General features: G+C 34.6%; 26 protein-coding genes and 1 other annotated feature. All 26 genes read left to right on the top strand.

Annotated elements, in window-relative coordinates:
- Positions 1-95: 95 nt before the first annotated feature.
- Positions 96-1,322 carry an ROK family protein gene (locus GXX20_03275; protein ID HHW30687.1) on the top strand — a complete coding sequence of 409 codons (1,227 nt, stop codon included), beginning with the start codon at positions 96-98 and terminating at the stop codon, positions 1,320-1,322.
- 157 nt (positions 1,323-1,479) lie between these two features.
- The gene (locus GXX20_03270; GenBank protein HHW30686.1) at positions 1,480-2,472 is read left to right on the top strand and encodes an ABC transporter permease; all 993 of its coding nucleotides are present in this window, start codon (positions 1,480-1,482) and stop codon (positions 2,470-2,472) included.
- A 12-nt stretch (positions 2,473-2,484) separates the two neighbouring features.
- Positions 2,485-3,963, top strand: a complete 1,479-nt coding sequence (locus GXX20_03265; GenBank protein HHW30685.1) for a sugar ABC transporter ATP-binding protein — start codon at positions 2,485-2,487, stop codon at positions 3,961-3,963.
- 42 nt (positions 3,964-4,005) lie between these two features.
- Positions 4,006-4,992 (top strand): sugar ABC transporter substrate-binding protein, encoded by a 987-nt coding sequence (locus GXX20_03260; protein HHW30684.1) that lies wholly within the window; start codon positions 4,006-4,008, stop codon positions 4,990-4,992.
- Positions 4,993-5,036: 44 nt separating this feature from the next.
- On the top strand, positions 5,037-6,188 hold the full coding sequence (locus tag GXX20_03255) for an amidohydrolase family protein (protein HHW30683.1): 1,152 nt from the start codon (positions 5,037-5,039) through the stop codon (positions 6,186-6,188).
- Positions 6,189-6,261: 73 nt separating this feature from the next.
- Positions 6,262-7,221: a hypothetical protein gene (locus GXX20_03250; protein ID HHW30682.1), complete on the top strand. Its 960-nt coding sequence runs from the start codon at positions 6,262-6,264 to the stop codon at positions 7,219-7,221.
- Between the two features lie 356 nt (positions 7,222-7,577).
- Complete coding sequence (locus tag GXX20_03245) at positions 7,578-8,885, top strand: MFS transporter (protein ID HHW30681.1); 1,308 nt, start codon at positions 7,578-7,580, stop codon at positions 8,883-8,885.
- Positions 8,886-9,116: 231 nt separating this feature from the next.
- Positions 9,117-9,380 (top strand) — a binding site (T-box leader).
- 210 nt (positions 9,381-9,590) lie between these two features.
- Complete coding sequence (locus GXX20_03240) at positions 9,591-10,748, top strand: ABC transporter substrate-binding protein (GenBank protein HHW30680.1); 1,158 nt, start codon at positions 9,591-9,593, stop codon at positions 10,746-10,748.
- A gap of 570 nt (positions 10,749-11,318) precedes the next feature.
- On the top strand, positions 11,319-12,203 hold the full coding sequence (locus GXX20_03235; GenBank protein HHW30679.1) for a branched-chain amino acid ABC transporter permease: 885 nt from the start codon (positions 11,319-11,321) through the stop codon (positions 12,201-12,203).
- 3 nt (positions 12,204-12,206) lie between these two features.
- A complete protein-coding gene (locus GXX20_03230) occupies positions 12,207-13,175 on the top strand; it encodes a branched-chain amino acid ABC transporter permease (protein HHW30678.1) in 969 nt (322 codons plus the stop codon).
- 3 nt (positions 13,176-13,178) lie between these two features.
- A complete protein-coding gene (locus GXX20_03225; GenBank protein HHW30677.1) occupies positions 13,179-13,967 on the top strand; it encodes an ABC transporter ATP-binding protein in 789 nt (262 codons plus the stop codon).
- Entirely contained in the window at positions 13,960-14,664 is a 705-nt protein-coding gene (locus tag GXX20_03220) for an ABC transporter ATP-binding protein (protein ID HHW30676.1), read from the top strand. Before GXX20_03225 ends, GXX20_03220 begins: the two co-directional genes overlap by 8 nt.
- 4 nt (positions 14,665-14,668) lie before the next feature.
- On the top strand, positions 14,669-15,322 hold the full coding sequence (locus tag GXX20_03215) for a CBS domain-containing protein (protein HHW30675.1): 654 nt from the start codon (positions 14,669-14,671) through the stop codon (positions 15,320-15,322).
- A 190-nt stretch (positions 15,323-15,512) separates the two neighbouring features.
- Positions 15,513-16,067 (top strand): NUDIX hydrolase, encoded by a 555-nt coding sequence (locus GXX20_03210; GenBank protein ID HHW30674.1) that lies wholly within the window; start codon positions 15,513-15,515, stop codon positions 16,065-16,067.
- Positions 16,068-16,189: 122 nt separating this feature from the next.
- Positions 16,190-17,293 carry an RtcB family protein gene (locus GXX20_03205; protein ID HHW30673.1) on the top strand — a complete coding sequence of 368 codons (1,104 nt, stop codon included), beginning with the start codon at positions 16,190-16,192 and terminating at the stop codon, positions 17,291-17,293.
- A 238-nt stretch (positions 17,294-17,531) separates the two neighbouring features.
- A complete protein-coding gene (locus GXX20_03200; GenBank protein HHW30672.1) occupies positions 17,532-17,678 on the top strand; it encodes a hypothetical protein in 147 nt (48 codons plus the stop codon).
- Positions 17,679-17,718: 40 nt separating this feature from the next.
- Complete coding sequence (locus tag GXX20_03195; GenBank protein HHW30671.1) at positions 17,719-17,862, top strand: hypothetical protein; 144 nt, start codon at positions 17,719-17,721, stop codon at positions 17,860-17,862.
- 122 nt (positions 17,863-17,984) lie between these two features.
- The gene (locus GXX20_03190) at positions 17,985-18,458 is read left to right on the top strand and encodes a GNAT family N-acetyltransferase (GenBank protein HHW30670.1); all 474 of its coding nucleotides are present in this window, start codon (positions 17,985-17,987) and stop codon (positions 18,456-18,458) included.
- A gap of 464 nt (positions 18,459-18,922) precedes the next feature.
- The gene (locus tag GXX20_03185) at positions 18,923-19,168 is read left to right on the top strand and encodes a hypothetical protein (protein ID HHW30669.1); all 246 of its coding nucleotides are present in this window, start codon (positions 18,923-18,925) and stop codon (positions 19,166-19,168) included.
- The gene (locus tag GXX20_03180) at positions 19,104-19,568 is read left to right on the top strand and encodes a hypothetical protein (protein HHW30668.1); all 465 of its coding nucleotides are present in this window, start codon (positions 19,104-19,106) and stop codon (positions 19,566-19,568) included. Before GXX20_03185 ends, GXX20_03180 begins: the two co-directional genes overlap by 65 nt.
- A 276-nt stretch (positions 19,569-19,844) precedes the next feature.
- Positions 19,845-20,078, top strand: coding sequence for a GNAT family N-acetyltransferase (locus tag GXX20_03175; GenBank protein ID HHW30667.1), 234 nt, complete (start codon positions 19,845-19,847; stop codon positions 20,076-20,078).
- Between the two features lie 92 nt (positions 20,079-20,170).
- Positions 20,171-20,992: a DUF3626 domain-containing protein gene (locus GXX20_03170; protein HHW30666.1), complete on the top strand. Its 822-nt coding sequence runs from the start codon at positions 20,171-20,173 to the stop codon at positions 20,990-20,992.
- A 116-nt stretch (positions 20,993-21,108) separates the two neighbouring features.
- Positions 21,109-21,339 carry a hypothetical protein gene (locus GXX20_03165; GenBank protein ID HHW30665.1) on the top strand — a complete coding sequence of 77 codons (231 nt, stop codon included), beginning with the start codon at positions 21,109-21,111 and terminating at the stop codon, positions 21,337-21,339.
- A 253-nt stretch (positions 21,340-21,592) separates the two neighbouring features.
- Positions 21,593-22,144 (top strand): hypothetical protein, encoded by a 552-nt coding sequence (locus GXX20_03160; GenBank protein ID HHW30664.1) that lies wholly within the window; start codon positions 21,593-21,595, stop codon positions 22,142-22,144.
- A gap of 804 nt (positions 22,145-22,948) precedes the next feature.
- Entirely contained in the window at positions 22,949-24,004 is a 1,056-nt protein-coding gene (locus tag GXX20_03155; protein ID HHW30663.1) for a hypothetical protein, read from the top strand.
- A 432-nt stretch (positions 24,005-24,436) separates the two neighbouring features.
- A partial coding sequence (locus tag GXX20_03150) for a hypothetical protein (GenBank protein HHW30662.1) occupies positions 24,437-24,842 on the top strand: 406 nt, incomplete at its 3' end.

Here is a 24,842-nt window from a genome sequence, read left to right as displayed (position 1 = left end):
TAATATAATTTATTTGAAATAACTATCCATATAAAACTTGTTTCTTATTGCTGAAGATTAACTGCAGTATATTTAACGATCAAGGATGATTCTATATGCATATAAAAGATGCAAAATCTAAATATTCAAAAAGTGATCAGAGTTTTCTCAGGGATTTTAATACCAAAAAGTTACTCAATATACTCAGGGAAAGAGGACCGATGTCCCGAGTGGAGCTTGCTGAAGTATCAAACCTGGATAAAAAGACAGTTACCAATATTGTAAATGACATGTTTGCCAACAATCAGGTAAGAGTATTAGCAACTGAAAGTACGGGTTTAGGAAGACCAAAAGAAATACTTTCATTAAACGGAGAATTCAGCAGATGTATAGGAATTGATCTTGGAGGAACTCACATTACAGGAGTAATAATTGATTTTACCGGAAACATACTTGCTTCACATAGCATAGATATACACAATAACGTTGAAACTGATATCCTTATTCAACTCTGTGATTTAATTATTAGCCAGTTGTTAAAGAAAGCTGAATTATCAATAGATGATATTTCAGAAATTGGTGTTGCCTTTCAAGGCCATATAGATGTGGAAACAGGAGAAGCCATACTATCAGAAAATGTACCCAATTGGAACAGTGTTATGTTTAGAACTGCTTTAAAGGAAAAATACAAAAAAGAAATCCTGATGGATGACTGTTCCAGACTTATGACTCTTGCCGAGTTATGGCATGGGGAAGGGAGGTATAGTGACAATTTTATTGTTTTTGATCTCGGCCTCGGTATTGGCTGCGGAATGGTAATAAACGGACAGATTTATGCGGGCTCTAAAGGAAAATCAGGAGAAGTAGGCCACACAATTGTTAAAGTGGATGGGCCTGAATGTACTTGCGGCAGGAGGGGATGTATAGAATCTTTAGCTTCTGGATGGGCTCTTTCAAAACAGGCCAAAATGCTAGCCGAAAAATATCCTAACGGGCTGCTGGCAGAGGTAACAAAGAATGCCTATGAAACCCCGTCAACCAAGGATATTGTTTTAGCAGCAGAATTAGGTGATAAAGAATGCTATGACCTGCTGGTAAACGCGGGAAAGTGTATTGCTATTGGTATAGCAAACTCAATAAGTCTTATCAATCCCTCAAAAGTAATAATTGGAGGAAGATTAATCAAGGATAACAATATATTACTAGAATCAATTATTGAAAATGTAAAACTTCAAACCATACCTGAATTATATAAAGATTCCATAATTACAACATCAAAACTAGGAAGCACTGCTTCAGCAATAGGAGCAGCAACATTGTGCCTGAAGAAACATTACGAATAGAACTATTGGAACTGTTTAAAACAAGTTTTATAGCATATTAATAGAAGTAATCTATTATATACAATAATAAGTGGAAAATGTCGATTATTGAGCGAGTTTGGAATTCAATTTTTCAAAATAAATACTTTTTTCCATTCTTTAAAAGGAGATGTTTATTATGAACGGAAGCCCCAAAGTCGAAAAGAGATATTTTTTGCAGCCTGGTAAATTCTTTTCTGATTTCTCCAAGGATTATGCAGTAATTATTGCTATAGTTGCACTAGGTCTATTATTTACAGTATCATCAAAATACTTTTTCACAGGAGAGAATTTAAAAAATATTTTGCTTCAGGCGTCTACTATTGCAGTTGTGGCGGTAGGCCAGGCTATGGTAATACTTACAGGCGAATTTGACCTTTCAATAGGTCAGAATGCATGTATAACCAGCTGTATCGCAGCGTACATGATGAAATTTATGAATATACCTCCCTTTGTCGCAATAACTACTGCGCTTTTGCTGGGTGCTCTCATTGGCCTCTGCAACGGTGTAATGGTTGCTTATATCAGAATACCTGCATTTATAGCTACCCTGGGGGTACAGAATGTAGCAAAAGGACTTGCAAAGGTTATAACAAATGCGGCTCCTATTGCAAAACTTCCTAAATCAATACATTTTATTGGCCGCGGAAGTTTGGGCTTTATACCCTATAGCGTAATTATCATGATATTTGTATATATAATATTTACATTTATTTCTACAAAAACCAAATTCGGACGTTATGTATATTCTATAGGAGGAAATAAAGAAGCAGCCTACTTTGCAGGTATTGATGTTAAATTTTATAAAACCATAACCTTTATCATAGCAGGTTTTATGGCTTCAGTAGGTGGAATAATCCTGATGTCAAGACTTGATTCAGCATTTATAACAAATGGAAATCTGTATGAATTTGATGCCATAATAGCTTCAGTTATAGGCGGTTTGAGCCTTGCAGGCGGTAAGGGGAAGGTTATTGGGGCGTTATTTGGTTCCATTTTCCTCATAATGTTTTTCAATGGAATGACTATGTTAAATGTTGATCCTTTTTACCAGGATGTTTTAAAAGGTATTGTTTTGATCGTAGCTATTGCAATTGATGTTCTCAGAAATAGAAAAAGTTATGGCATATAAGGGGGAACAACCATGAAAGATATTATTTTATCCATAAGAAACATATCAAAAAGTTTCCCCGGTGTAAAAGCCCTGGATGATGTTTCTTTTGATATGGAAAGAGGAACTGTTCATGCGCTCCTGGGCGAAAATGGTGCCGGTAAGTCAACTCTAATAAAAATATTGGCAGGTATATATCAGCCTGATTCAGGTGAATTCATATTTGATGGCACAAAAATGCACTTCAGAACCCCTTATGAGTCCCTGAAGGCTGGGATTAGTGTTGTACACCAGGAGTTCAAGCTTGCGGAAACATTAACGGTTACGGAGAATATTTTTCTTGGGAATTATATATATAAGAAAAAGCTTGTAGACTGGAAAACCATGAGAGAAAAAGCCGCTAACATGATTGGTGAATTAGGAGTAAACATTGAACCGGATGATATTGTTGCCAACCTTACAGTTGCAAAAAAACAAATAGTTGAAATTTGTAAAGCAATAAATCATCAATGTAGATTAATAATTATGGATGAACCCTCTGCAACCTTAACTGATAAAGAAATTGATATTTTATATCAAATAATTAATAAACTGAAAAAGCAAGGCATTTCAATAATTTATATTTCCCACAGGCTTGAAGAAGTCTTTAGAATTGCTGACAATCTGACAGTTTTACGGGATGGAAGGCATATTGGTACAGTTCCTGTTTCAGAAGTTGACAGAAATAAGCTTATCTCTATGATGGTGGGAAGAACTCTGGAAAAGGAATATCCAAAAGAAGAGGTTAAAATCGGAGAAGTTGTTTTGAAAGTCAAAAACCTCAACAACCAAAAAGGTCTTAAAAATATAAACTTTGAAGTTCGAAAAGGAGAAATATTAGGAATAGCTGGTTTAGTGGGTTCAGGAAGAACAGAGCTTGCCAGGGCGATACTTGGAATCGACAAGATTAGCTCCGGTGAAATTACTATTAATGGAAACCCTGTAAGGTTTAAAAAATTTAAGTATGCCATTAAAAACTCCCTTGGGCTTGTTCCCGAGGATAGAAAGGCTCAGGGATTAATTCTACCTTTTGCGGTAAAAGAAAACGTAACTTTAGTTAGCATTAAAAAAATACTAAAAGGAGGTGTTCTGAACAAAAAACTTGAAAATCATTATGCAGAACAATATGTTGACAGATTAAAGATTCATACTCCTTCCATTGATACTGCAGTGGAAAATCTTTCAGGAGGGAATCAACAAAAAGTCGTAATCGCAAAATGGCTAATGGAAAACAGTCAGATTATTTTTCTTGATGAGCCAACCCGGGGTATTGACGTAGGTGCTAAGGCAGAAATCTACAAATTAATCAGCAAGATGGCTTCAGAAGGGAAAACGGTTATTATGATATCTTCCGAGCTTCCAGAGATATTGGGAATGTGCGACAGAATACTGGTAATGCATGAGGGGAGAATTGCAGGTATGCTTACCCGTGAAGAGGCAACCCAGGAGTCCATTATTAATTTGTGTGTGTAACAGCTATTAATAATAAATTAAAAAGAAAAGGGAGGAATAATTGTGAGAAAGATAATAAAAGTATTATCTCTTGTATTATGCTTAATGATTCTCACATCTTTGTTTACAGCTTGTACTGAGAGTAGTTCGGGCACCGCAAAAACTTCCACCAGTGATAAACCTCTTTCCGGGAAAAAGATCGGAGTCAGCCTGTATTATAAAGGTGACGAATGGTATGTGAATATGGATAAGGAATTTAAAGAACAGGGTGCTGCATTAGGCGCAGAAATGATAATACAGGATGCCAACGCAAGCCCTGAAACACAGCAAGCACAGTTGGAAAACTTCGTAACCCAGCAATGTGACATGATAATGTTCTGCGCAGTTGACCCGGAAGGAATCGGAACTACTCTGGACAGTATTGCAGGAAAGAATATTCCAATAGTAGGTTTTGATGAACCTCCCGTTTGGGATGACCTCGTAAGCTTCGTTGCATGGGATAACTATAAAACCGGTGTGGAAATGGGTAAATATGTACGTAAATACATTGACGAGAAAAAAGGTGGAAAAGCAAATATAGTTATTTTCAATCTTGCCCAGTCTCCTCTGTGCATGTCCCGTGCAGAAGGATTTAAAGAAGGCCTTGGTGATATGGGTAGCAATATAAAAATAATAGCAGAACAGGATCCGGAAAATAATGAAGAAAAGGCAAGCAACATGATAACAAATATTAAAGAGCCTTTTGATATAGTATTTACTGTTACCGATCCGGGAGCTTTCGGCGCAGTTGCCGCTCTGGAGGCTATGGGAGCAAGTAAGGATATCAAGGTATTTTCCTGTGGTGGTTATGGCGAGAAAACATATAACCTTCTGAAAGATCAAAATCCATATTATGAGGCAGTAGTTGTCATCCCGCCAGCTGAGTTGGTTAAGTCTCTAATGGATATCGCCGTCAAATATTTTGAAGGAAAAGCCTCTGAAATTCCCAAAAGAGTTGACTGTAATTTCGAAATAGCAGACAAGAACAATTATAAAAGTCTTGAACCCTGATTTAAGCTTTTAAATTACCATAACTACATGAGATAGCAAGGGGGGTGATTTCAATAATTGCTATAACTAATACGCATATTGTCTTAAAAGACCATTTAATCTTAAATGGAGTAATAATTACTGAAGGGGATAGAATAGTAAACCTTGGTGAGATGAATAAGACTGATATCCCCGGAAATGCCCAAATAATAGATGCTAATGGCAATTATACCGGCCCCGGGTTGATAGATATTCATACCCACGCAGGTGGCAATGCTTTTTTCACTGAAGATCCTCAAAGAGCTGCTGAACATCATTTGAGACATGGAACTACCAGTATACTCCCCGCGCTATATTATAATTTAAGCAGAGAGCAGTTCCTTGATGGAATATCCATGATGAAGAATGCTTCAAAAACAGGCAGCGGAAGGATAATAAAAGGATTATATATGGAAGGCCCCTATTTAAATCCCAAATTTGGATGCGAGGCAGAAAACAACAAATGGACACAGGGTATTAAGCGTGAGGAATATGAATTACTGATAGAAGAGGTGGGAGACTTCGCAAAGGTATGGTGTATAGCACCCGAACTTGAGGGAATAGAAGAGTTTGTCGCAGATGTAAAAAAAGCCATTCCCGGAATAGTTTTTTCAGTAGCCCACAGTGAAGCATCTCCCTTACAAATTGAGCGGTTCATACCATTCGGTTTGAAGCTGGCCACTCATCATACAAATGCTACCGGTGATCTTCCCAAATATCCGGAATGCAGAGGCGTTTGCGTAGATGAAACTGTAAATTTCAATGATGATATTTATGCAGAATTAATTTGTGACAGCAGAGGTATCCATGTTGACCCATATATGCTGAGGCTTGTCCTGAAAATAAAAGGAAAGGACAGAATAATACTTATTTCTGACGCCTTTGTTTCAGAGGGGCCTGTTCCTGAAGGATATGAAGATGTTGATGATATTAATTTTGATTTTGCAGGTGAAATTGCAGGTTCAAAATTAACACTGAATATTGCCTGCCGCAATATGTTCAAGCATACAGGATCAAGCCTTTGCGATGTTTTCAGGTTTGCATCATATAATCCCGCAAAATTACTAAATATGTCCGGATATGGGGAGATAGCAGCAGGGAATAAGGCTGACCTGATTATTGTGGACCATCTTATGAACGTAAAGAAAGTTATTTTATCAGGGGAGATTATTATTTAGTTTATCATCCTGATTTAGAACCATTAAAAGACCATTAAACTATAATAAAACTATTGAAATGGGGGTAGAAGAAATGAAAGAGATTATTCTTGACCCAGCTACTGATTTTAAATTTACACCGGCAGATTTTGTTCCTTTTAAAGACAAGGAAGTCTGTGAAAGATTAAGAAAAATCAGTGGGACGGACCTTGAGAAACATCCTAATCCAAATTTCAAAATTAAGGTTGTGCTAAATCCGCATCCAATAATTATTGGAGACATTTTCACCAGAATTAAAGAATCAGACGAAAAAGATAAAAAGATTACTCTGATTCTTGGGAATCCTGAGCCTGAGACATACTGGCCTGTTGCTGAGCTGATAAATTATCATAGGATCAATTGCAGAAATGTATATATATTTGCTATGGACGAGTGGGCAGATGAAGATGGCAATATTGCTCCCATAACATATCGCGCAGGTTTTGCCCGTTCAATGCTCAAATATTTTGTATACAAAATTGATCCGGAACTCCGCATGCCTTTAGAAAATGTTTATTATCCTACAAACGAAAACTTTAAAGACTATTCCAAACTCATAACAGAAGTTGGTGAGGGAGGAGCGGATGTCTGCTATTCAAGTCCCGGATGGGCCGGGCATATTGCCTTTGTTGATCCTGTTGACGAGTTCTTGACGGAGGATATAAATGAATACCTTAAACAGGATGCAAAAATTGTAACTCTGCATCCATTGACAATTGCTCAAAATTCCTTGCATGGTATTTTCGGACAGTCAGGGTATATTACTGCAGTACCTCCCAAGGCAGCAACAATAGGACCGGCAGATGTTGTCAGATCCAGGGAAAGAATCGAACTTCATGCACTGCTCACAAATGGTACATTTACATCCTGGCAGAGAATGGTATCAAGATTGATTCTGCATGGACCTGTTACTCCTCTTGTGCCAAGTTCAATACTACAGCTTCTTGATACACAGGTTTATGTAAGTCAGGAACTTGCAGCTCCTTTTGACTTCTGGGAAACAGTAGCATATTAAGCAAACCCGCTTTGCCAGGGGTTTAGAGCCCGGAATCATACCGGTGCAAACGTGATTTGCCTTAATTCAGCCTCCTTCTGGAAGAGGAAGATTTCATTATTCTTGGGATAATCCAGATGAATCCTGCATATGTAAGTAAAACACTTATATGTGCAGGATTATTTTATAATCATTTTTTTATAAATTTTTTCAAGTTTAAAATTTCATGATATAATGAATTAATGTATTAAATAACGAAACTTATGTTATTTAGTAATTACATGGCTTAAAAAATCATGTATCTTGTACAAAGAATCAAATTAATAATACTTAATACTGCTTCTATCAACATAAATATTTTGGAAGGAATTAATGATATGAAGGTTTCACAAAATACTAACTTAGAAAACACAAATCTAAATGAAAAAATTGCTGTTAATAGGCAAAGATTCTTTTATGGATGGATTGTTGCCGGAGCTTGCTTTATTATGGTGTTTGTAGGCCTGGGATTAGGAAATTCTCCCAGTGGCCTTTATATTACGCCAGTAACAAAAGAAATGGGTTTTAGTAGAGGTGCATTTTCAGTTGTTTTTACTTTCCGGTTTCTATTTACCGCAGCTTTTAATTTTCTAATTGGTTTTTTTGTACGTAAACTTGAAGTGAGAAAAATGGTTGGAATAGGTTATGGGCTACTTACTACTGCTTTTTTTATTTTCTCAAGAGCACAGAGCCTGGCAGTATTTTACATATGTGGAGCTCTTTATGGAGCTGGCTCTGCTTTTTGTACTACAGCGGTTGTGTCCATTATTGTGGAGCGCTGGTTTGTAGAACGTAAAGGTACTATTATGGGTGTTATATTGGCGGGTAGTGGGCTTGGAGGAAGCCTCTTCAGCATGATTGTTGCAGACTGGATTCAGAATTTTGGCTGGCGGCAGTCTTATTTTTTTACTTCGGTGTGCTACATGATCTGCTCAATACCTCTTATTTTAGCCATCCGCAATTATCCTGCAGATATGGGACTTTTACCTTTTGGCAGCGGGAAAGAACAACCTGATAACATGAAAAGAACCGGCTGGGAAGGTTTTACCCTGGATGAGTCTTTAAGAAAGCCATATTTTTATCTAACAGCTATTTGCGTGTTTTTCACAGGATTTTTAAATAGCCCGGTTTATGCATTAGCTCCTTCTCACATGATAGACAGAGGTCTGGATCCTAAATTTGCCGCTTTTGCAACCAGTGTGTTTTTCTTTTCACTTGCAATTGCAAAGGTTGTCCTGGGAATTATTTTTGACCGTTTTGGATTAAAAATTACACTTATAGTCTGTTTCTGCAGTCATATTTGCGGTATTTTGATTTTGGCCCTGGTTCAGAATAAAGTAATGGCAATACTGTATGCTGTAATTTTTGGCTTTTCAGTGTCCATGGAAACCGTTACAATACCACTTATGGTACTTGAACTTTTTGGATCAAGGACCTATCGCGCTGTTATAGGAAATTTCCTGGCAATGTCTACAATAGGTATATCACTAGGTAATCCAACAGTAAATTTTAGTTATGACTTGACAGGAAGCTATCAAGGAATTCTCCTTATTTATGTAATTCTGTCTACAGTAATATTGGCTTTGCTTTTGTATATAATGAGATGTTCACAGAGAGATAAGAAAGATTACTTTATAACCCGGTAGCATTAAATTATATAAAACTAAGCTTACAGACAATAATTTTTTGGGTGAGTATTTCCTGACTATATTAGAATGGATGGGTTGAATGCAATTCTGTGAGAAAATCAAAAAGCTATAATGGGATATAGCAGGAATTTGATTGATTTTGGCGGGTTTGCGATTTATAAATTTATCAAATAGTTAAAAAATCAATTGACAAATGCAATAGAAAGTTATAATATATTCAAAAAATACTATATAGCGATGATTGGGAAAAGTAGCGTATATCAATATCTTCAGAGAGCTTATTGTATGCTGAGAAATAAGTGATTATTGTATATGTGAACTCGCCTATGAGCAGTCGGCTGAAGAACAAATATGTTTGTGTAGGCTTTGACCGGTTGACGACCGATATAGCGTTAGACATTAAAAGAGCGCAAGCTCGGAGATGTCGCATGAGGCTGTCTTTTGGCAGCAAACAAGAGTGGTACCGTGAAACGATGTAGTTTTGCCTCTTTATTGGAGACAAGGCTTTTTTATTTTATACGTATATAAATTTGTGAATATATTTAAAACTCTATTTAAATACATTTAAATTACATTTAAATATGTAATTATGTTTAAACTATATTTTAGTAACTCTTTAAAGGTTTAAGGTATAAAAAATTCCAGCATTTCTGGAATACCATATATATACTATATTAAATAATTATTTAAGGAGTGGTCGAAATGAAGAAAATTATAAGTATTGCACTGATGGTTTTTTTAACTGTCGCAATTTTCGCCGGTTGCTCACAGAGTAAAGGATCTGATGCGAATGTAATTAAGATAGGCGTTAACTATGAGCTTTCAGGTGATAATGCGACTTATGGCCAGGGCTCTGTAGAAGGCATTAAACTGGCAGTTGAACAAATTAATGCCCAGGGTGGCATTAATGGCAAAAAAATTGAACTTGTTGAGTACGACAACAAATCAGAACCTGCTGAAGCAACAACTCTTGCCACAAAATTAATGACCCAGGACAAAGTTATTGCTTGTATCGGGCCTGCAACAACAGGTGCTTTTAAGGCTACCATACCGGTGGCAAATCAATATAAAATCCCTGTAGTATCAGGATCCGCAACAGCTGACGATGTTACTTATGATGCTTCAGGACTTAAGGAATACGCATTCCGTATCTGCTTCAGTGATTCCTACCAGGGAACTGCAATGGCTAATTTTGCTCTTAATAACCTTTCTGCCAAAAAAGCAGTTATTATCATGGACAGTTCCAGTGACTACGGTAAAGGTTTGGCTGAAAATTTCCAGGAAACTTTTGAAGCCGGCGGTGGTACAATTGTAGCAAAGGAAGCATATGTTGCCAAGGATACTGACTTCAATGCAATTCTTACAAAGATTAAAGGCCAGGATTTTGATGTTATTTTCATTCCCGGATACTATAATGAAGCCGGATTGATAATCAAACAGGCGCGTCAACAGGGTATTAACGTTCCCATACTTGGTGCTGACGGCTTTGATTCACCCGTATTGCTTGAGCTTGCCGGAGCACAGGCATTAAATAATGTTTATTTCTCCAACCACTATTCTTCACTTGACAAGGATCCTGCTGTAGAAAAGTTTATTCAAGATTTTAAAGCTAAATATAATAAAGAGCCTGATGCTTTCAACGCTCTGGGTTATGATGCAGCAATGTTTGTTGCTGATGGTATCCGCCGTGCTGAGGCATTAACCGGTGAAGCATTAAAGAAAGCTTTTGAAGCAACTACTAATTTCTCAGGTGTTACAGGTTCCTTCAGCATAGATGAAAAGCACAATGCTGTTAAGAAATTAGTTGTTATTGAATTAAAAGACGGTGTTCAGGTTTCAACTATAAGAGCAGGAGATTAATTTAGTTTAACTGTTAATTAAGATAATTTTCCTACAGTTGTGTTATAAATTTTTAACCTCTAATAAAGTAAACATGGAGAATGGATATGCTGGAATGCCGGCATTATAAGTAGGGGCGGTTTTTAGTCCCTACTTATTATATATTTATGCAGAAATCAAGCAGGTATCAAGAAGTCTCTCGCTTCTATAAGCGGGAGCTTAATTGATGCTAATAATAATAGCAACCTTGTTCAGTGGGGGGGTTGTAAGACCTTCACTGAATCCCCGGGCGAAGCGAGTTTGCTTGTCGTATGTTTAAATTTTGTACTTACTAAAAATTTACAGAAAAATCATCAAACTAATGAGACAAGTTTAATGTATAATATATAATATATTTAGTAAGAGTTATCGGTATTAAATATAGATTATTATATAGAAATTATGTAGAATAGATAAATGTAAGTTGACATAAGCAGCTACTTATTTAATAATAATAGCTATTGTATAATATTGTCTTATTAATATTATCTGGTTATTTATTGCTTTATATATTATCAAAATTAAACTGGCGATTGAAAGAGGGGGAGGCACTTGGAACAGCTGTTACAACAAATCATTAATGGCATATCTTTAGGCAGTATCTATGCTCTTATTGCTTTAGGATATACCATGGTATATGGAATAATAAAGCTTATAAATTTTGCCCATTGTGACATATATATGATAGGGGCATATATTGGTTATTTTTGCATGACTTATTTTCATCTCGGATTTTTACCATCTCTGCTGATTGCCATGGTTATATGTACATTGCTGGGTGTAGCAATTGAAAAGATAGCCTATAAGCCTTTAAGAAATGCAACAAGGATAGCAGCACTTATTACAGCAATAGGAGTTTCAATGTTTTTGGAGTACGGAACTATGTTTTTCGTTAAAGCGCAAGTACGTTCCTACCCGCCAATGACAGGTATATTGACTAAAACCTTTAAGTTTGGAGATATTATCATTACAATGCAGCAAATTCTCATAGTGGTAGTAACTCTCATTCTTATGGGACTTCTGCAGTTTATCGTTAAAAAAACGAGGTTAGGGAAAGCAATGCGTGCCGTTTCACTGGATAGGGATGCGGCAGAATTAATGGGTATTAATGTTGATACCACCATTTCATTTACTTTTGCACTGGGATCAGCTCTGGCTGGTGCTGCAGGTGTGCTGGTGGGTGTATATTACAATTCAATTAATCCATTGATGGGTATTCTCCCAGGACTAAAGGCATTTATTGCAGCAGTTTTTGGAGGTATAGGAATAATTCCCGGAGCTATGATCGGCGGATTCTTTATTGGTGCGGTAGAAGTGTTTGTTTCGGGTTATGGACAATCTATGATCAGAGATGCAGTAGTATTTGCAATTCTTATTCTTGTACTAATTGTTAAACCCACTGGTTTACTTGGCAAAAATACTAGAGAGAAGGTGTAAAGAGTGAAAAAGATTTTAGAAAAACAAGGAGTAAAAAGGCTGCTTTCCCTTGCACTAACTTTCGTTATTGTCCAAATTCTGATTTCAACTAATATAATTAATGCTTATTTACAAAATACTCTTACTATGATTTGTATAAATATCATCCTATCTGTCAGCCTTAACCTGATTACCGGTTTTACCGGTCAGTTTTCACTGGGACATGCAGGTTTCATGTCCGTTGGAGCATATACTTGTGCTATTATTACCTTGAGGATGCCAACTATTACCGGATTTATTATAGGTTTGTTTGCAGGCGCAGTTGCAGCAGCTATTTTAGGTTGCGTAGTAGGTTTGCCCACATTGCGTTTAAGAGGAGATTATCTGGCTATAGCGACTATAGGTATGTCAGAAATAATACGTATAGTATTTCTTAATCTGAAAATAACCAATGGGGCTGCAGGATTAAATGGTGTTCCTCGAATGGTGAACTGGCCATGGCTGTTTGTTTTTACTGCAGGAACAATTCTTGCTATCTCTAATTTCCTGAAATCTTCTCATGGCAGAGCTTGTATCTCTATTCGTGAGGATGAGATTGCAGCAGAAGCAATGGGAATTAACTCAACAAAATATAAAGTATTAGCTTTTACATTTGGAGCTTTTTGCGCAGGAATTGCTGGAGCGCTTTACGCTTCATATTTTTACTTCCTGAAACCTGATTTATTTGGATTCCTTAAATCTATCGATGTATTGGTTATAGTTGTGTTTGGAGGTTTGGGAAGCATATCAGGTTCCATATTGGCGTCAATAGTTCTTGCCATTATTTCAACTTACCTGCAGTCATTTCCTGAAATACGTATGATTTTGTATTCTGTACTTTTAATTATAATTATGATTTTCCGCCCTCAAGGCTTAATGGGATCTAAGGAGATTTCCGCTGCTATGTTCAGTAAATTGGGTAAATATTTTGGGACAAAGGAACGGAGGGCTTAGGATATGAATAGTATTTTAAGTGTAAAAAAATTAACTAAATCCTTTGGAGGCTTAACTGCTGTTTCTAATGTAAGTTTTGAATTGCAGCATGGAGAACTGGTTGGGTTAATCGGTCCGAACGGAGCTGGGAAGACAACTGTATTTAACCTTTTGACCGGAATTTATGCTCCAACTTCCGGCACTATTACTCTCAATATAAATGGAAATGAGAGGGAGATACAAGGATTAAAACCATATACAATTTGTAAAGCCGGAATTGCCAGGACTTTTCAGAATATACGCCTGTTTAGGGATTTGACGGTTCTTGATAACGTACGAATTGCTATGCATAAGAATGTTAAATACGGTTTTATGCCAAGTATAATACACACATCTTCCTATAATAAGGAAGAAAAGGAACTGTTCGAGAAATGTATGGAACTTCTTAGAATATTAAAACTTCAGGATAAAAAGGATGAGTATGCTAAGAACCTTCCTTATGGTGAGCAACGGCAGCTTGAAATAGCCCGTGCTCTTGCAACTAATCCCAGCATTCTGTTGTTGGATGAACCGGCAGCAGGAATGAATCCGGCGGAAACCGCCAGCTTGACAGAACTTATTGAATGGATCCGAAGTGAATTTAAACTGACAATACTTCTTATAGAGCATGATATGTCGCTTGTTATGAAAATTTGCGAAAGGATATATGTTCTGGATTATGGCATGCTGATTGCCAGCGGGACTCCAGAGGAGATAAAAACAAATAAACGTGTAATAGAAGCTTATTTGGGGGAGGAAATTAACAATGCTTGAGATAAGAAATATTAATGTGCATTTTGGAGTTATTCACGCCCTCAAAGGTATTTCTCTTACGGTAAATGACGGAGAAATTGTTACCTTAATCGGTGCAAACGGCGCTGGCAAAACAACAACTCTCCGCACCATATCAGGGCTTAAAAAACCTACAAGCGGAGAAATTTTGCTGGATGGTGCTGATATTACTAATACATCTGCACAGGAAAGAGTAAAGATGGGTATATCCCATGCTCCGGAAGGACGGCGTGTTTTTTCTTCAATGACAGTACTTGAAAATCTTGAATTAGGAGCATATCTCAGACGTGACAAAGAAGGTATAGCCAGGGACTTGAAGAAGGTTTATGAATGGTTCCCTATTCTTGCTGAGAGAAAAAAACAGGCAGCAGGGACATTGTCCGGTGGAGAACAGCAGATGCTTGCTATAGGAAGAGCCCTTATGAGCCGCCCTAAAATTCTTTTTCTGGATGAGCCATCTATGGGACTGGCACCATTGCTGGTTCATGAAATTTTTAATATAATAAAAGATATAAACCAGGCAGGAACTACAATTCTATTGGTTGAACAAAATGCAAGTATGGCATTGCAAATTGCTCATCGTGCGTATGTTCTGGAAACCGGTTCAATAGTGCTTTCCGGAAAAGGAGAAGACCTTATTAAAAGTGAAGAAATCAAAAAAGCATATTTAGGGGGTTAGGATTATGTTTGTAAAGTATAAGATGACTACAAATCCATTCACCATCTCTCCTGATCAGACTATACTTGATGCCCATGAAATCATGAAAGAACATGGGGTTAAACGTCTGCCCGTAATGAAGAAGGGGAAACTCGTTGGTGTAGTATCAAAGGAGGATATTTTAAAGGCCTCACCTTCACAGGCTACTTCATTCAGCATGGGTGAGATTACCTATTTGTTATCAAAAACAAAAATAAGCATGATAATGACAAAGAATCCTATCACAATATCACCAAATGCCCTATTGGAAGAAGCAGCCATTTTGATGAGGGATAATGGCGTTGGCTTTTTACCGGTGGTTGAAAATGATAAACTGGTAGGTATTATTACAGAAAGTGACATTTTTGATTCATTTATTGAACTACTTGGTTTTCGTGAACCAGGTACCAGGCTGACAATTGAAGCGGTTGATGAACCGGGTATTATGTCCAACCTAACCAGTATTATCGGAAAGTTCGGTGCCAATATTACCAATGTAGCAGTTTATAGGGGAGCCAGCGGCAAGAGCGCGATTGTAGTAGGAATTAATTCCTTAAATACTCAGGAAATTGAGAAATCCATTGAAGAACAGGGCTTTAAGATAATATATAAATTACAGAATAATAATAAGAAAATATAAATCGAAATCAACTAAACAAAACATGAAATATTCATTAACTAGAACATAAAATTTAAATTGAATGAATAATTAATATTATGAAAGCATGTAATTAATTCCTATTCTACGGCTCTCTTCCTTTCTAGAGAGTCGAATTTTATGTGTAATGTTTTTTTGTGTTTATATATCAGCATTAAAGGAGAATAGAATAATGAACCAAACAGCAAAAAGAATTGATAGAAGAATTATTTATGAGGGTAAAATTTTTACTGTAGCTGAAGATACTATAAGGTTTCCTAACGGTAAAGAAGCAAAATGGGATGTATTGCTTCATAGCGGTGCGACCGCAGTAGTGCCTATAGATAACGAAGGCAATATTATTTTGGTGGAACAATATAGATGCATTGAGGATGGGAATATATTGGAGATACCTGCGGGCAAGCTTGAAAAAGGAGAGGATCCAATGGTATGTGCTGCCAGGGAATTGGAGGAAGAGACAGGCTATAAAGCAAAAAAACTGATTCCTGTATGTAAAATATATAGCGCGGTGGGATTCAGTGATGAAGCCATCCGGATCTATGCGGCAGTTGGACTGGAATCAGGCAAACAAAATCTGGACGAAGATGAATATGTTGAGATAAAGAAGTTTTCTATAAGGGAAATAATAGATATGATTTTTGAAGGTAAGATTAGGGACAGCAAGACCATTGCTGCAGTGTTTGCGGTAAAAGAAATGATTGAGAACGGAAAAATAAATATTGGATAGGTATGGCCATATGAATATTAATCATTTTCAGAAAGAAATCAATGCTAATTTCTGCATACTCTATCCTTCCAAACTGCCATGAAAACCGGAAATACTTGAAATAAACAGAATTAGGTGAAAATATGATTGAGGTAAAAGGGAAATATAATACAGCCAAAGTATTCACCGATAATCTTGAGAGTGAAGCTATGGCCCAAATTATGGAATTATGCAATCAGGAGTTTGTTGAGGATAGTGTTATCAGGATAATGCCTGATGCCCATGCCGGAGCAGGATGTACCATCGGCACAACTATGACAATATCTGATAAGATTGTGCCTAATCTGGTTGGTGTAGATATAGGCTGTGGCATGGAAACAATAAAGCTGAAGCAGAAAGATATTAATTTTGAAAAACTGGATAAAGTTATCTATAATAATATTCCTTCAGGATTTGATATTAGAAAAAAACAGCATAAATATACTGAGAATATAGATTTTGAAAGTCTGGCCTGTAAAAAATATGTAAATCTTGAAAGAGCAAGACTGAGTGTTGGTACTCTGGGAGGCGGAAATCATTTTATAGAAGTCAACAAGAGCAATGACGGCACATTATATCTTGTTGTCCATTCCGGTAGCAGGCATTTAGGAAAGCAGGCTGCAGAATATTATCAGGAACTGGCTTATAAGGAACTAGCGGGTACAGTTAAAATCAGTAAACAATTAGCCTATGTACAGGGAAAAAGTTATAACAACTACCTGCATGATATGAAAATAATCCAGCAGTATGCTGTATTTAATCGTAAAGCAATTGTTGAGGAGATTATAAACAGAATGGAACTTGAAATTGAAGAACAATTTACAACAATACACAACTATATTGATTTGGACAGCATGATTTTGAGGAAAGGTGCTATTTCTGCCCGAAAGGGCGAAAGAGTATTAATACCCATAAACATGAGGGATGGAAGCCTCATTTGCATTGGAAAGGGAAACAAAGACTGGAATTACTCTGCTCCCCACGGAGCAGGAAGGCTGATGAGCAGGAGAAAAGCTAAAGAAACCATCAGCCTTGAAGAATTTAGAAAAACCATGGAAGGTATTTATACAACCACTGTTAACAGGTCAACTTTAGATGAATGTGCTCTCGCCTACAAACCTATGGATGAAATCATTAATAATATTCAAGATACTGTTGAAATAGTTGATATAATAAAGCCGCTTTATAATTTTAAAGCCGCTGAGTAGGGATTTTATCATAAATTCTTATGAATACTTTAAATACCTTTATTTTTTGTCTTAGATTTGTTTAGGGTTACAATACTAATCATTATTAGTTTCTTCTATAGATAATAACATAAGATAATAACATAAAACCTTCACAAAGTAATTATTGGGCAGAGAGTTGAATTAATAGGGCTCATGAATTGGCTATTATACTAGAGAAAGAATTTGATTAAAATGATAACGATAGAAAGTAGAAGATATGATTTTCCCGGATGAAATGTTAAGAAGTGAAATTGAAAAATATAAAAAGTATAAAGTTGTTTCACAGGCAGAATTGATAGCAGATGAATCATTAATTTATATTAATATGCTTGAATGTGGAAGAGCTGCATTAAGAATAATTTAATATCCACCAACTGATCCTGCATTTTAAGGAACAGGGGTTAGTGATTGGTAGGTGGGGTGAAAAAGATATATTGATGTCAATTGATGTTGATGGAGTAAAGGATTTCAGAGACAGGTGTAAGTTTTCTGCACTTAATTACTCAAGACATTATGACTTAGCCCATATAGACCCATGGAATATCTAAAATAGCACATATGTATTATGGCTATGCGGGGGAAAAATGAAAAGAAACAATGAATTGGATAAAATGAATATTCAGGACCTGGAATAATTGCTTGTCATTTTTTAGAAAAAAAGGAGTAAAGAATGTATATTCGAAAGTATTTACCAAATGATATTTCTGAAATTATTGAATTGTTCTATAATACTGTTCATACTATTAACTTGAGAGATTACTCCCCTGCGGAAGTTGATGCATGGGCACCACAAAATATCGATAAAGCAGCATGGAATCATAGATTATCAGAAAATTTTACAATTGTAGCTGAACAAGATGGGACTATCATAGGTTTTGCATCATTGGCATATGAAGGATATTATGATATGCTTTATGTTCATAAGGACTATCAAAGGCATGGCATTGCTAGCGCATTAACCGGCATTATTGAAAATGAAGCGGTTTTATCCGGTATTATTGAGTTAACTGTGAATGTGTCGATTACAGCTAAACCTTTTTTTGAAAAGAAAGGTTATGAGGTTATTAGAAAGCAAATTGTAGAGCGAAAAGGACAATTATTAACTAATTACAAAATGAGAAAAAAACTTAAAAAGTTGGGATAGCATTAATAAGTTTATAGTTTCTTATCATTAATAAACTTTGCTATGTAAAGTTTGAGAATTTTTTAACCTAATTCCAGGGTGTTTGAAAATAGTATGGCTTAAGAATGAATGTACTTTCATAGATAATATGTTGTAAAATAAGAGTGTATGGCATGAATAGGTAGAACATTATGAATTAATAAGGGAAAGGATTTAAAAATGAAGTTCAATAAAAGATTTTTTATGGAAATATTAATTTTAGTAATACCATTAATTATAATGCTTTTTCTAACACCTATTTTACCGGAAAAAGTACCTATTAAATGGACTTTTAGTGATAGTGAAAAAAAGTTTATTGCAAGCAGTTTTATTGATAAGAACTATGCGTTTCTCTTAGGATTAGTACCATTTGTATTATATCAACTTATTAAATTTAAATATGGAAAAAGTTAATATTCGACTATAGTGCATTTCCAGATGAAATATTGATTGTTTTCTGGAACAATCAGCCAATTTGTCAGTCGATAATACCTAAACTGGCTTTGAAAAAAAGATCGGTAAGAGTACCTCTGAAAAGAACCAATTATTATGCAACATTAACTGTAAAATATACAGTTAAAAAGTACGGATTGACAGAATTATGTGGAGTAATGGGGAGACGTGTTTATGAGAAAAATATTGATGTTAACAACCGTACTGTTTTTGTTGGTTTTTCTATCAGGCTGCAGTAGAGTGAATGAGCAGGACTTTTTTGGTTTATATACATTTAAAGAGGTAAGTTATCTATCGCCATTATCATCTGCAACAAAAGACTCTGTGAATAAGCAAATGAAAGGTTCAAAATATACTATCAAGGAGAATTTGTTCAAAATTGAATCCACGGGGTATACCGTTGAATACAGTTCTCCTAAATATGTAAAAGAAGAAATTCCTGAAGAATCAACATTATTTTCGGATGTTTACAGTTTCCTTGGTAAAGATGTTGAATATCAGTATACCATTTATAATGAATATGAGAACAAAACAATGTGGAGACTATATGTTTCTTCAGATAGCGTGTGGATTGCTAAATATAGTGATACTCCAGGTGGTTCAGAAATAATTATGTACATATATAAATTATCCAGGTAATATACGTAATTTATAATTGCTATGAAAATAGTATACCCTAAAGGACATAAATGGATTAAGTAAGAATCAAACAAGTGTTGACAGTATGGAAAGTATACGTAAAAATATCTGAAAAGTGAGTATGCTTAAGCACTTATGTGTGAGCAGCATAGGGATCATAGAAGTCCTACACGAATGGTTATAACCCTTCGGAGTCACTTTTGCGAGAGATTCCGGGGGGTTTTTATATATAATAACCCAACCCGTTTATCGCGTAAAGTTTTTAACTTATAGCTGATGATTTGTATGAAAAATCTGCAGATGAAAAAGTATTTGAATTTTATAGGTGGCATTATTATAGATTATTTAATTGATTACGCGAAGCGGCTTAACTACGAAGAAATGTCCATCGGAGTTGACATAGACAACCTGATTGCAAGGCATCTGTATGAGAAAAAAGGTTTCGCAAATGTAATCTTTGAAGGAGAAGATGAGTATGGTAAGTATGTGAAATTAATTAGGAAATTATAAAGTATTATTTACAATTAGAAACGACAATACCAATCAATAAAAGTGGTTCCTTAATAACAATGGAAAAGTTGAAAGAATGAACGAAGAAATACATTACATATGGATTTGTTAACCTTATTAATCTTTTATTTGGCGGGAAATCTGCATTTATCGGTGGAGATAGATTTTTATGGGAACAACGAATATTTTTTGACGCTTACCCTCCCGAATCAATAGACCGTCCTAAATATGGTGCCTTAAATATTTTCCAATATATTGATGGCGCTTCAGCACGTTTCGGTTCATGTTTTTTTACTTTGAAACAAGACTTAATCCATCATTGTACCTTTGCCTATGGGGATAGTTCAACTAATCCTGATACACTTTGCACATGCGATACTTTTGCTGCTGTTTTAGCAAATCTATTTAAAGATGTAAAAAGTAATTGTCGAATGTTAAATCAGGGTATTGCTTCAGAACAGGAAGCATTAGCAGTTTTACTAAATCCTTGTAGTAAACCGAAATATATAGGAAGAAATTTAGATTATTGTATTGAGGTTCACATACATGGTGATATTTTTCTAAAAGATGATGTTGACTGCTTTTACATGGATCAATCTTTCCAGGACACATCCTTTGCAACTCAGGCAGAAATTATGTGTCAAAAATATAATATAGAACTAAACTGGATTCCCGAAAGACGGTTAAACATTCATTCCATTGGTGAACTTTTCAGAGGACCAAAAATACAGCTGTTAGCGCAAAGAATAGATAGTATTTTTGGAAATGGCCAAGGTGTTGTTAATGCGTTTCTTATTGGTCAAGCATCTCGTGATATTGACCTATATCCTGAAAAATGGGCTAATCTAGGTAATAAAGAACAACTTTTTCAGTACATAAAGCAGATATGGCATACTGTTGCTTATTTTGGTTAAAGAAGTTTATTATGAATATATGTGAGGTTTGCTTGATTCGCAATTTATATATAATGATTTTATGTACATTAGTGGAATTAAGTGAACAAAAATATTATATCTAGGAGATGAACTTTATGATATGTCCTTATTGTGGTAAAGAGATGAGATATGGAGTAATTCAGAGTCAACATGAAATTAGTTGGAAACCTAAAAAAGGAAAGTTTTTTGTAACTGCTCAATTTAGTAAAGAAGCGATTATTCTGTCTGAGTTTTCTTTTTTAAACGGTTCAAGTGTTGAAGCATACTGTTGTGATGATTGCAAAAAAATTATTATAGATTATGGCGATGGGAAAGTATCAGAATAATATCATATATTTATTTTGTTCGTATTCTTTATATAATGCGATATAAACAATTTAAATTATACTCCAAACATATCCATGCAAAATACCTGCTTAGGACATTTGGGATATTCTTTTAACTTTCTAGGGGTTGTGGGAGATGAAGGTGCAAATTGCCGCTTACATAGTTTGCATTGATACTTTTGATAGCCATGAGTCCGAGGCTTTCAATTTTCATTTGACTTAACTGACCCTATTTTGAGAGGTGAGGACTAACATGGAATATTCTTTTGGTTTTTCATGGAAGGGATTTATTATTGTTTTATTACCTATGATACCCAATTATTTCCATTTTCTATTTCCAAATACACTAAAAAGCGATATTTCTAAGTTTAATTTTGATTCACATAATGCACATACTGTTACTGAATATTATAAAAAATCTCAAGTTTATAACTTAGGGACATTTACAGCACCGAAAGTCCAAGAGAAATATTTGAAACTAAATGAAAATAATAAACTACTGCTTCAAACGCTTATAAAGAAGTGTGCCCAGTTTTGTTTAGAACATTTTGCCACAAATATGCCCGATTATAGGCTTGCGAATAAAGTGAATTTCTGCTTAATTACTTTATTAGTAAAAGAGCAGAAAATCAGAATACATATAAGAACTGATGGGTTATTGCTATCATCTTCAATCCTTAATATTAAAAAACTTCCCAACCACCACTACAATGGAAAAGAGTGGATAGAAATAATCATTTATGATAGTTCACAGGTAGATGAAGCAGTAAGGTTAATAAAACAAACATATGACTACCATTCATAAAAGAGACAAGGTTACCGGATAAAATAGGTGTTAGTACAGTCAACTATAACTACATATATACGGCAGATATTCTTCAGAATATTTCAGTGAGCGTTATAAGAACGTTCAAATGCGGCAAACTATTTTAGAACACTATATTCCGCAGTAGATGTAGGATAATTCCTGATATCATATACAGCCATGTAATCCTTATGTTTCAAGGTTTACAGTACGATGAAGTTAGGGAATGACTTTATTTGCAATGGAAAGAGTTTATTTGATGTTTACACATGATGTGATTATAAAATAAACTCATTCCCTGGCCAAGTCCGCAAACCCGCATGGTTGATGGATGGGATAAAATGGATGAAAATAAAGATGTTCCTTAAAATGGATAGTTGAATAGAATTAAATGGGAAAAATGGAAGAGAAAAAAGTAAATAAAGATGTTCCGTGGTGGGGAGAAGGGGTAAGGGAAAAGGGATAAGGAGAGAAAGATAAAATCCTTTGTAATCTGCATGATAAGTGGATTACAAAGGATTGATTTATAAAAAGGATACATAACTTAATTCCTTATACCTTGCCCCTTGAACCTGTTCCGAAGGAACATCTTTATTTTCAGCGGAACGACTTTATTTGCAATGGAAAGAGTTTATTTGATGTTTACACAGAAGACAGGAATAAGGGATAAGGGGAAAGTGAAGGCATAAGAGATAAAAACTTCTACTGGTAAAGGAATATAGATATTATTTTAACAATATGAAGGAAACTCCTGTATTATGGCGAATTGTGTATTAATAACATATACAAGGAGGATATTAAAAAATGGATGCTGAAGAACTAAGCCTTAATATGAGTGTAAATTGTGAAAAATGGAGACTAAAATATATTGATTTAGATAATTATATGAAAGGAAATATTTATCACTATACGGATATTAAATCGCTAGAAAATATAATCAAAAGTAATACTTTATGGGTTACTAAAAGTGACTTTTTAAATGATAGAACAGAATTCGTATATGCTATAAGTTTAATAAAAGAGATTTCCAATAGACGTAATTATAAATATTTGAGTCAAGAAAAATTGAAAACAATTATGAAGGTATTGAAATCATTTATAGAAAGAAGTTTCATATTTAGTTCATCTTTAAATAAAGATTCTGTAAATTTATGGGGGAATTATTCTAAATTTGATGGATATAATATAGATTTTAATTTAGAAAAAATACCCAAAAGGATGTGGGATGAAAAAGTGTTCGTTATTGGTAATAAAAAAGATAAAAATTCACAGACTATTAAATATATGATTACAAGGAAAGACCAGTACAAAACAGTAATTATGTTACCTGGAAAAGTAATATATGAAAAGAAAGAGCAAGAAAATATTCTTGTAGACATATTAGACTTTATTGAAAATACATATAATAAATATTATGATTATCTAGGCAAGTGTGTGAATATAGATAAGACAGAGAAAAATTATAAGAAGTTAGAATATACTTTTTATTCAATAATCTCAACGGCTATAAACGTTTTATCAACGCAGGTACAATTATTTAAAAATCCAATTTTTTTTCAAGATGAGGAGTATAGAATTATATTTAATGTAAATAGCAAATTAGACGTGATAAAATATCGAACGTCGAATGGCGCATTTATTCCATATATAGAAGTTAGATTTGAAAGCGAGTTAGAGAAAGATGAAAAAGGTTTGCCAATTGATGGAATAACAATTGGACCGAAAAATAATATTGATATTGCTAGAAATGGACTTAAACTATTTTTAGACAGTCAAGGATACAATACAACATTTGATGATTCTAATAAAAAACAAGGTAAAATATATATAAAAAAGTCTAAAGTTCCATTAAGATACTAATTTTTTGTAAGAATCATATCAAATAGATTCTATTTACTCCTTTGTTGTTATTCTTTTCTATATATCTATTTTACTCTGATAAACTCCTGTTATTTTGAAATTTATTATAATACAATTAAAGAACTTTTAGATAACCCTAGAGAAAAGATATAAGGATTACATTGGTACAATGTTTTTGTTTATAAAGTCTTAAAGGTTAAGGAGCAAGAAATTAGGCTTGACCCCAATAAAATAAAGAATTTAGAGATAAAACTATAAACTATTTAAAAAAGGTTGACACTTGTAAAAAATGGTATACCATTATAAGTAGAGTTGTAATTTTATAAATAAGCAGAGTAAGATAATTTATATAGTTACTTTAAATACTATTAGAACTTGAGTTATGTTACTTAAAATCAAAATATTTTTAAGTTATAAGGTTGGGGTGGTTTAATGGAGTTTTCATTGGAAATAGATTCTTTTATTGATGATTATATTAAATGTATAAAAGAAGGTTGTGCTGCTATTTTTGCTGGTGCTGGGTTATCGGTCGCATCAGGGTATGTTGATTGGAAGGAATTATTAAGAAATCCTGCAAAAAGAATTGGATTGGATGTTAATAAAGAAACAGATTTAGTGGCTTTAGCACAGTATATTTATAATAAAGATGGTTCAAAACAACCTATGGCAGAACTAATAAGAAATAATTTCGTATCATGTAATAATATTAACGAGAATCATGAGATTTTAGCAAAACTTCCTATAAAAACTTATTGGACAACCAACTATGATTCATTAATAGAAGATTCTTTGAAGAAGAATGGGAAAAATCCAGATGTAAAGAAATCGGTTAAAGATT

The organism is Clostridiaceae bacterium, assembly GCA_012840395.1.
Lineage (GTDB): Bacteria > Bacillota > Clostridia > Acetivibrionales > DULL01 > DULL01.
The sequence above is the reverse complement of the archived record's forward strand: the minus strand, read 5'-3'. Positions and strand labels throughout refer to the sequence as shown.

Bases quoted from the DNA above. Each gene is read 5' to 3' on its own strand.
- GXX20_03165 (HHW30665.1), top strand. From the start codon at position 21,109: ATGATATGTCCTTATTGTGGTAAAGAGATGAGATATGGAGTAATTCAG.
- GXX20_03225 (HHW30677.1), top strand. From the start codon at position 13,179: ATGAATAGTATTTTAAGTGTAAAAAAATTAACTAAATCCTTTGGAGGC.
- GXX20_03220 (HHW30676.1), top strand. From the start codon at position 13,960: ATGCTTGAGATAAGAAATATTAATGTGCATTTTGGAGTTATTCACGCC.
- GXX20_03210 (HHW30674.1), top strand. From the start codon at position 15,513: ATGAACCAAACAGCAAAAAGAATTGATAGAAGAATTATTTATGAGGGT.
- GXX20_03200 (HHW30672.1), top strand. From the start codon at position 17,532: ATGATTTTCCCGGATGAAATGTTAAGAAGTGAAATTGAAAAATATAAA.
- GXX20_03240 (HHW30680.1), top strand. From the start codon at position 9,591: ATGAAGAAAATTATAAGTATTGCACTGATGGTTTTTTTAACTGTCGCA.
- GXX20_03205 (HHW30673.1), top strand. From the start codon at position 16,190: ATGATTGAGGTAAAAGGGAAATATAATACAGCCAAAGTATTCACCGAT.
- GXX20_03180 (HHW30668.1), top strand. From the start codon at position 19,104: ATGAGAAAAATATTGATGTTAACAACCGTACTGTTTTTGTTGGTTTTT.
- GXX20_03215 (HHW30675.1), top strand. From the start codon at position 14,669: ATGTTTGTAAAGTATAAGATGACTACAAATCCATTCACCATCTCTCCT.
- GXX20_03270 (HHW30686.1), top strand. From the start codon at position 1,480: ATGAACGGAAGCCCCAAAGTCGAAAAGAGATATTTTTTGCAGCCTGGT.
- GXX20_03155 (HHW30663.1), top strand. From the start codon at position 22,949: ATGGATGCTGAAGAACTAAGCCTTAATATGAGTGTAAATTGTGAAAAA.
- GXX20_03175 (HHW30667.1), top strand. From the start codon at position 19,845: ATGATTTGTATGAAAAATCTGCAGATGAAAAAGTATTTGAATTTTATA.
- GXX20_03275 (HHW30687.1), top strand. From the start codon at position 96: ATGCATATAAAAGATGCAAAATCTAAATATTCAAAAAGTGATCAGAGT.
- GXX20_03250 (HHW30682.1), top strand. From the start codon at position 6,262: ATGAAAGAGATTATTCTTGACCCAGCTACTGATTTTAAATTTACACCG.
- GXX20_03245 (HHW30681.1), top strand. From the start codon at position 7,578: ATGAAGGTTTCACAAAATACTAACTTAGAAAACACAAATCTAAATGAA.
- GXX20_03265 (HHW30685.1), top strand. From the start codon at position 2,485: ATGAAAGATATTATTTTATCCATAAGAAACATATCAAAAAGTTTCCCC.
- GXX20_03160 (HHW30664.1), top strand. From the start codon at position 21,593: ATGGAATATTCTTTTGGTTTTTCATGGAAGGGATTTATTATTGTTTTA.
- GXX20_03190 (HHW30670.1), top strand. From the start codon at position 17,985: ATGTATATTCGAAAGTATTTACCAAATGATATTTCTGAAATTATTGAA.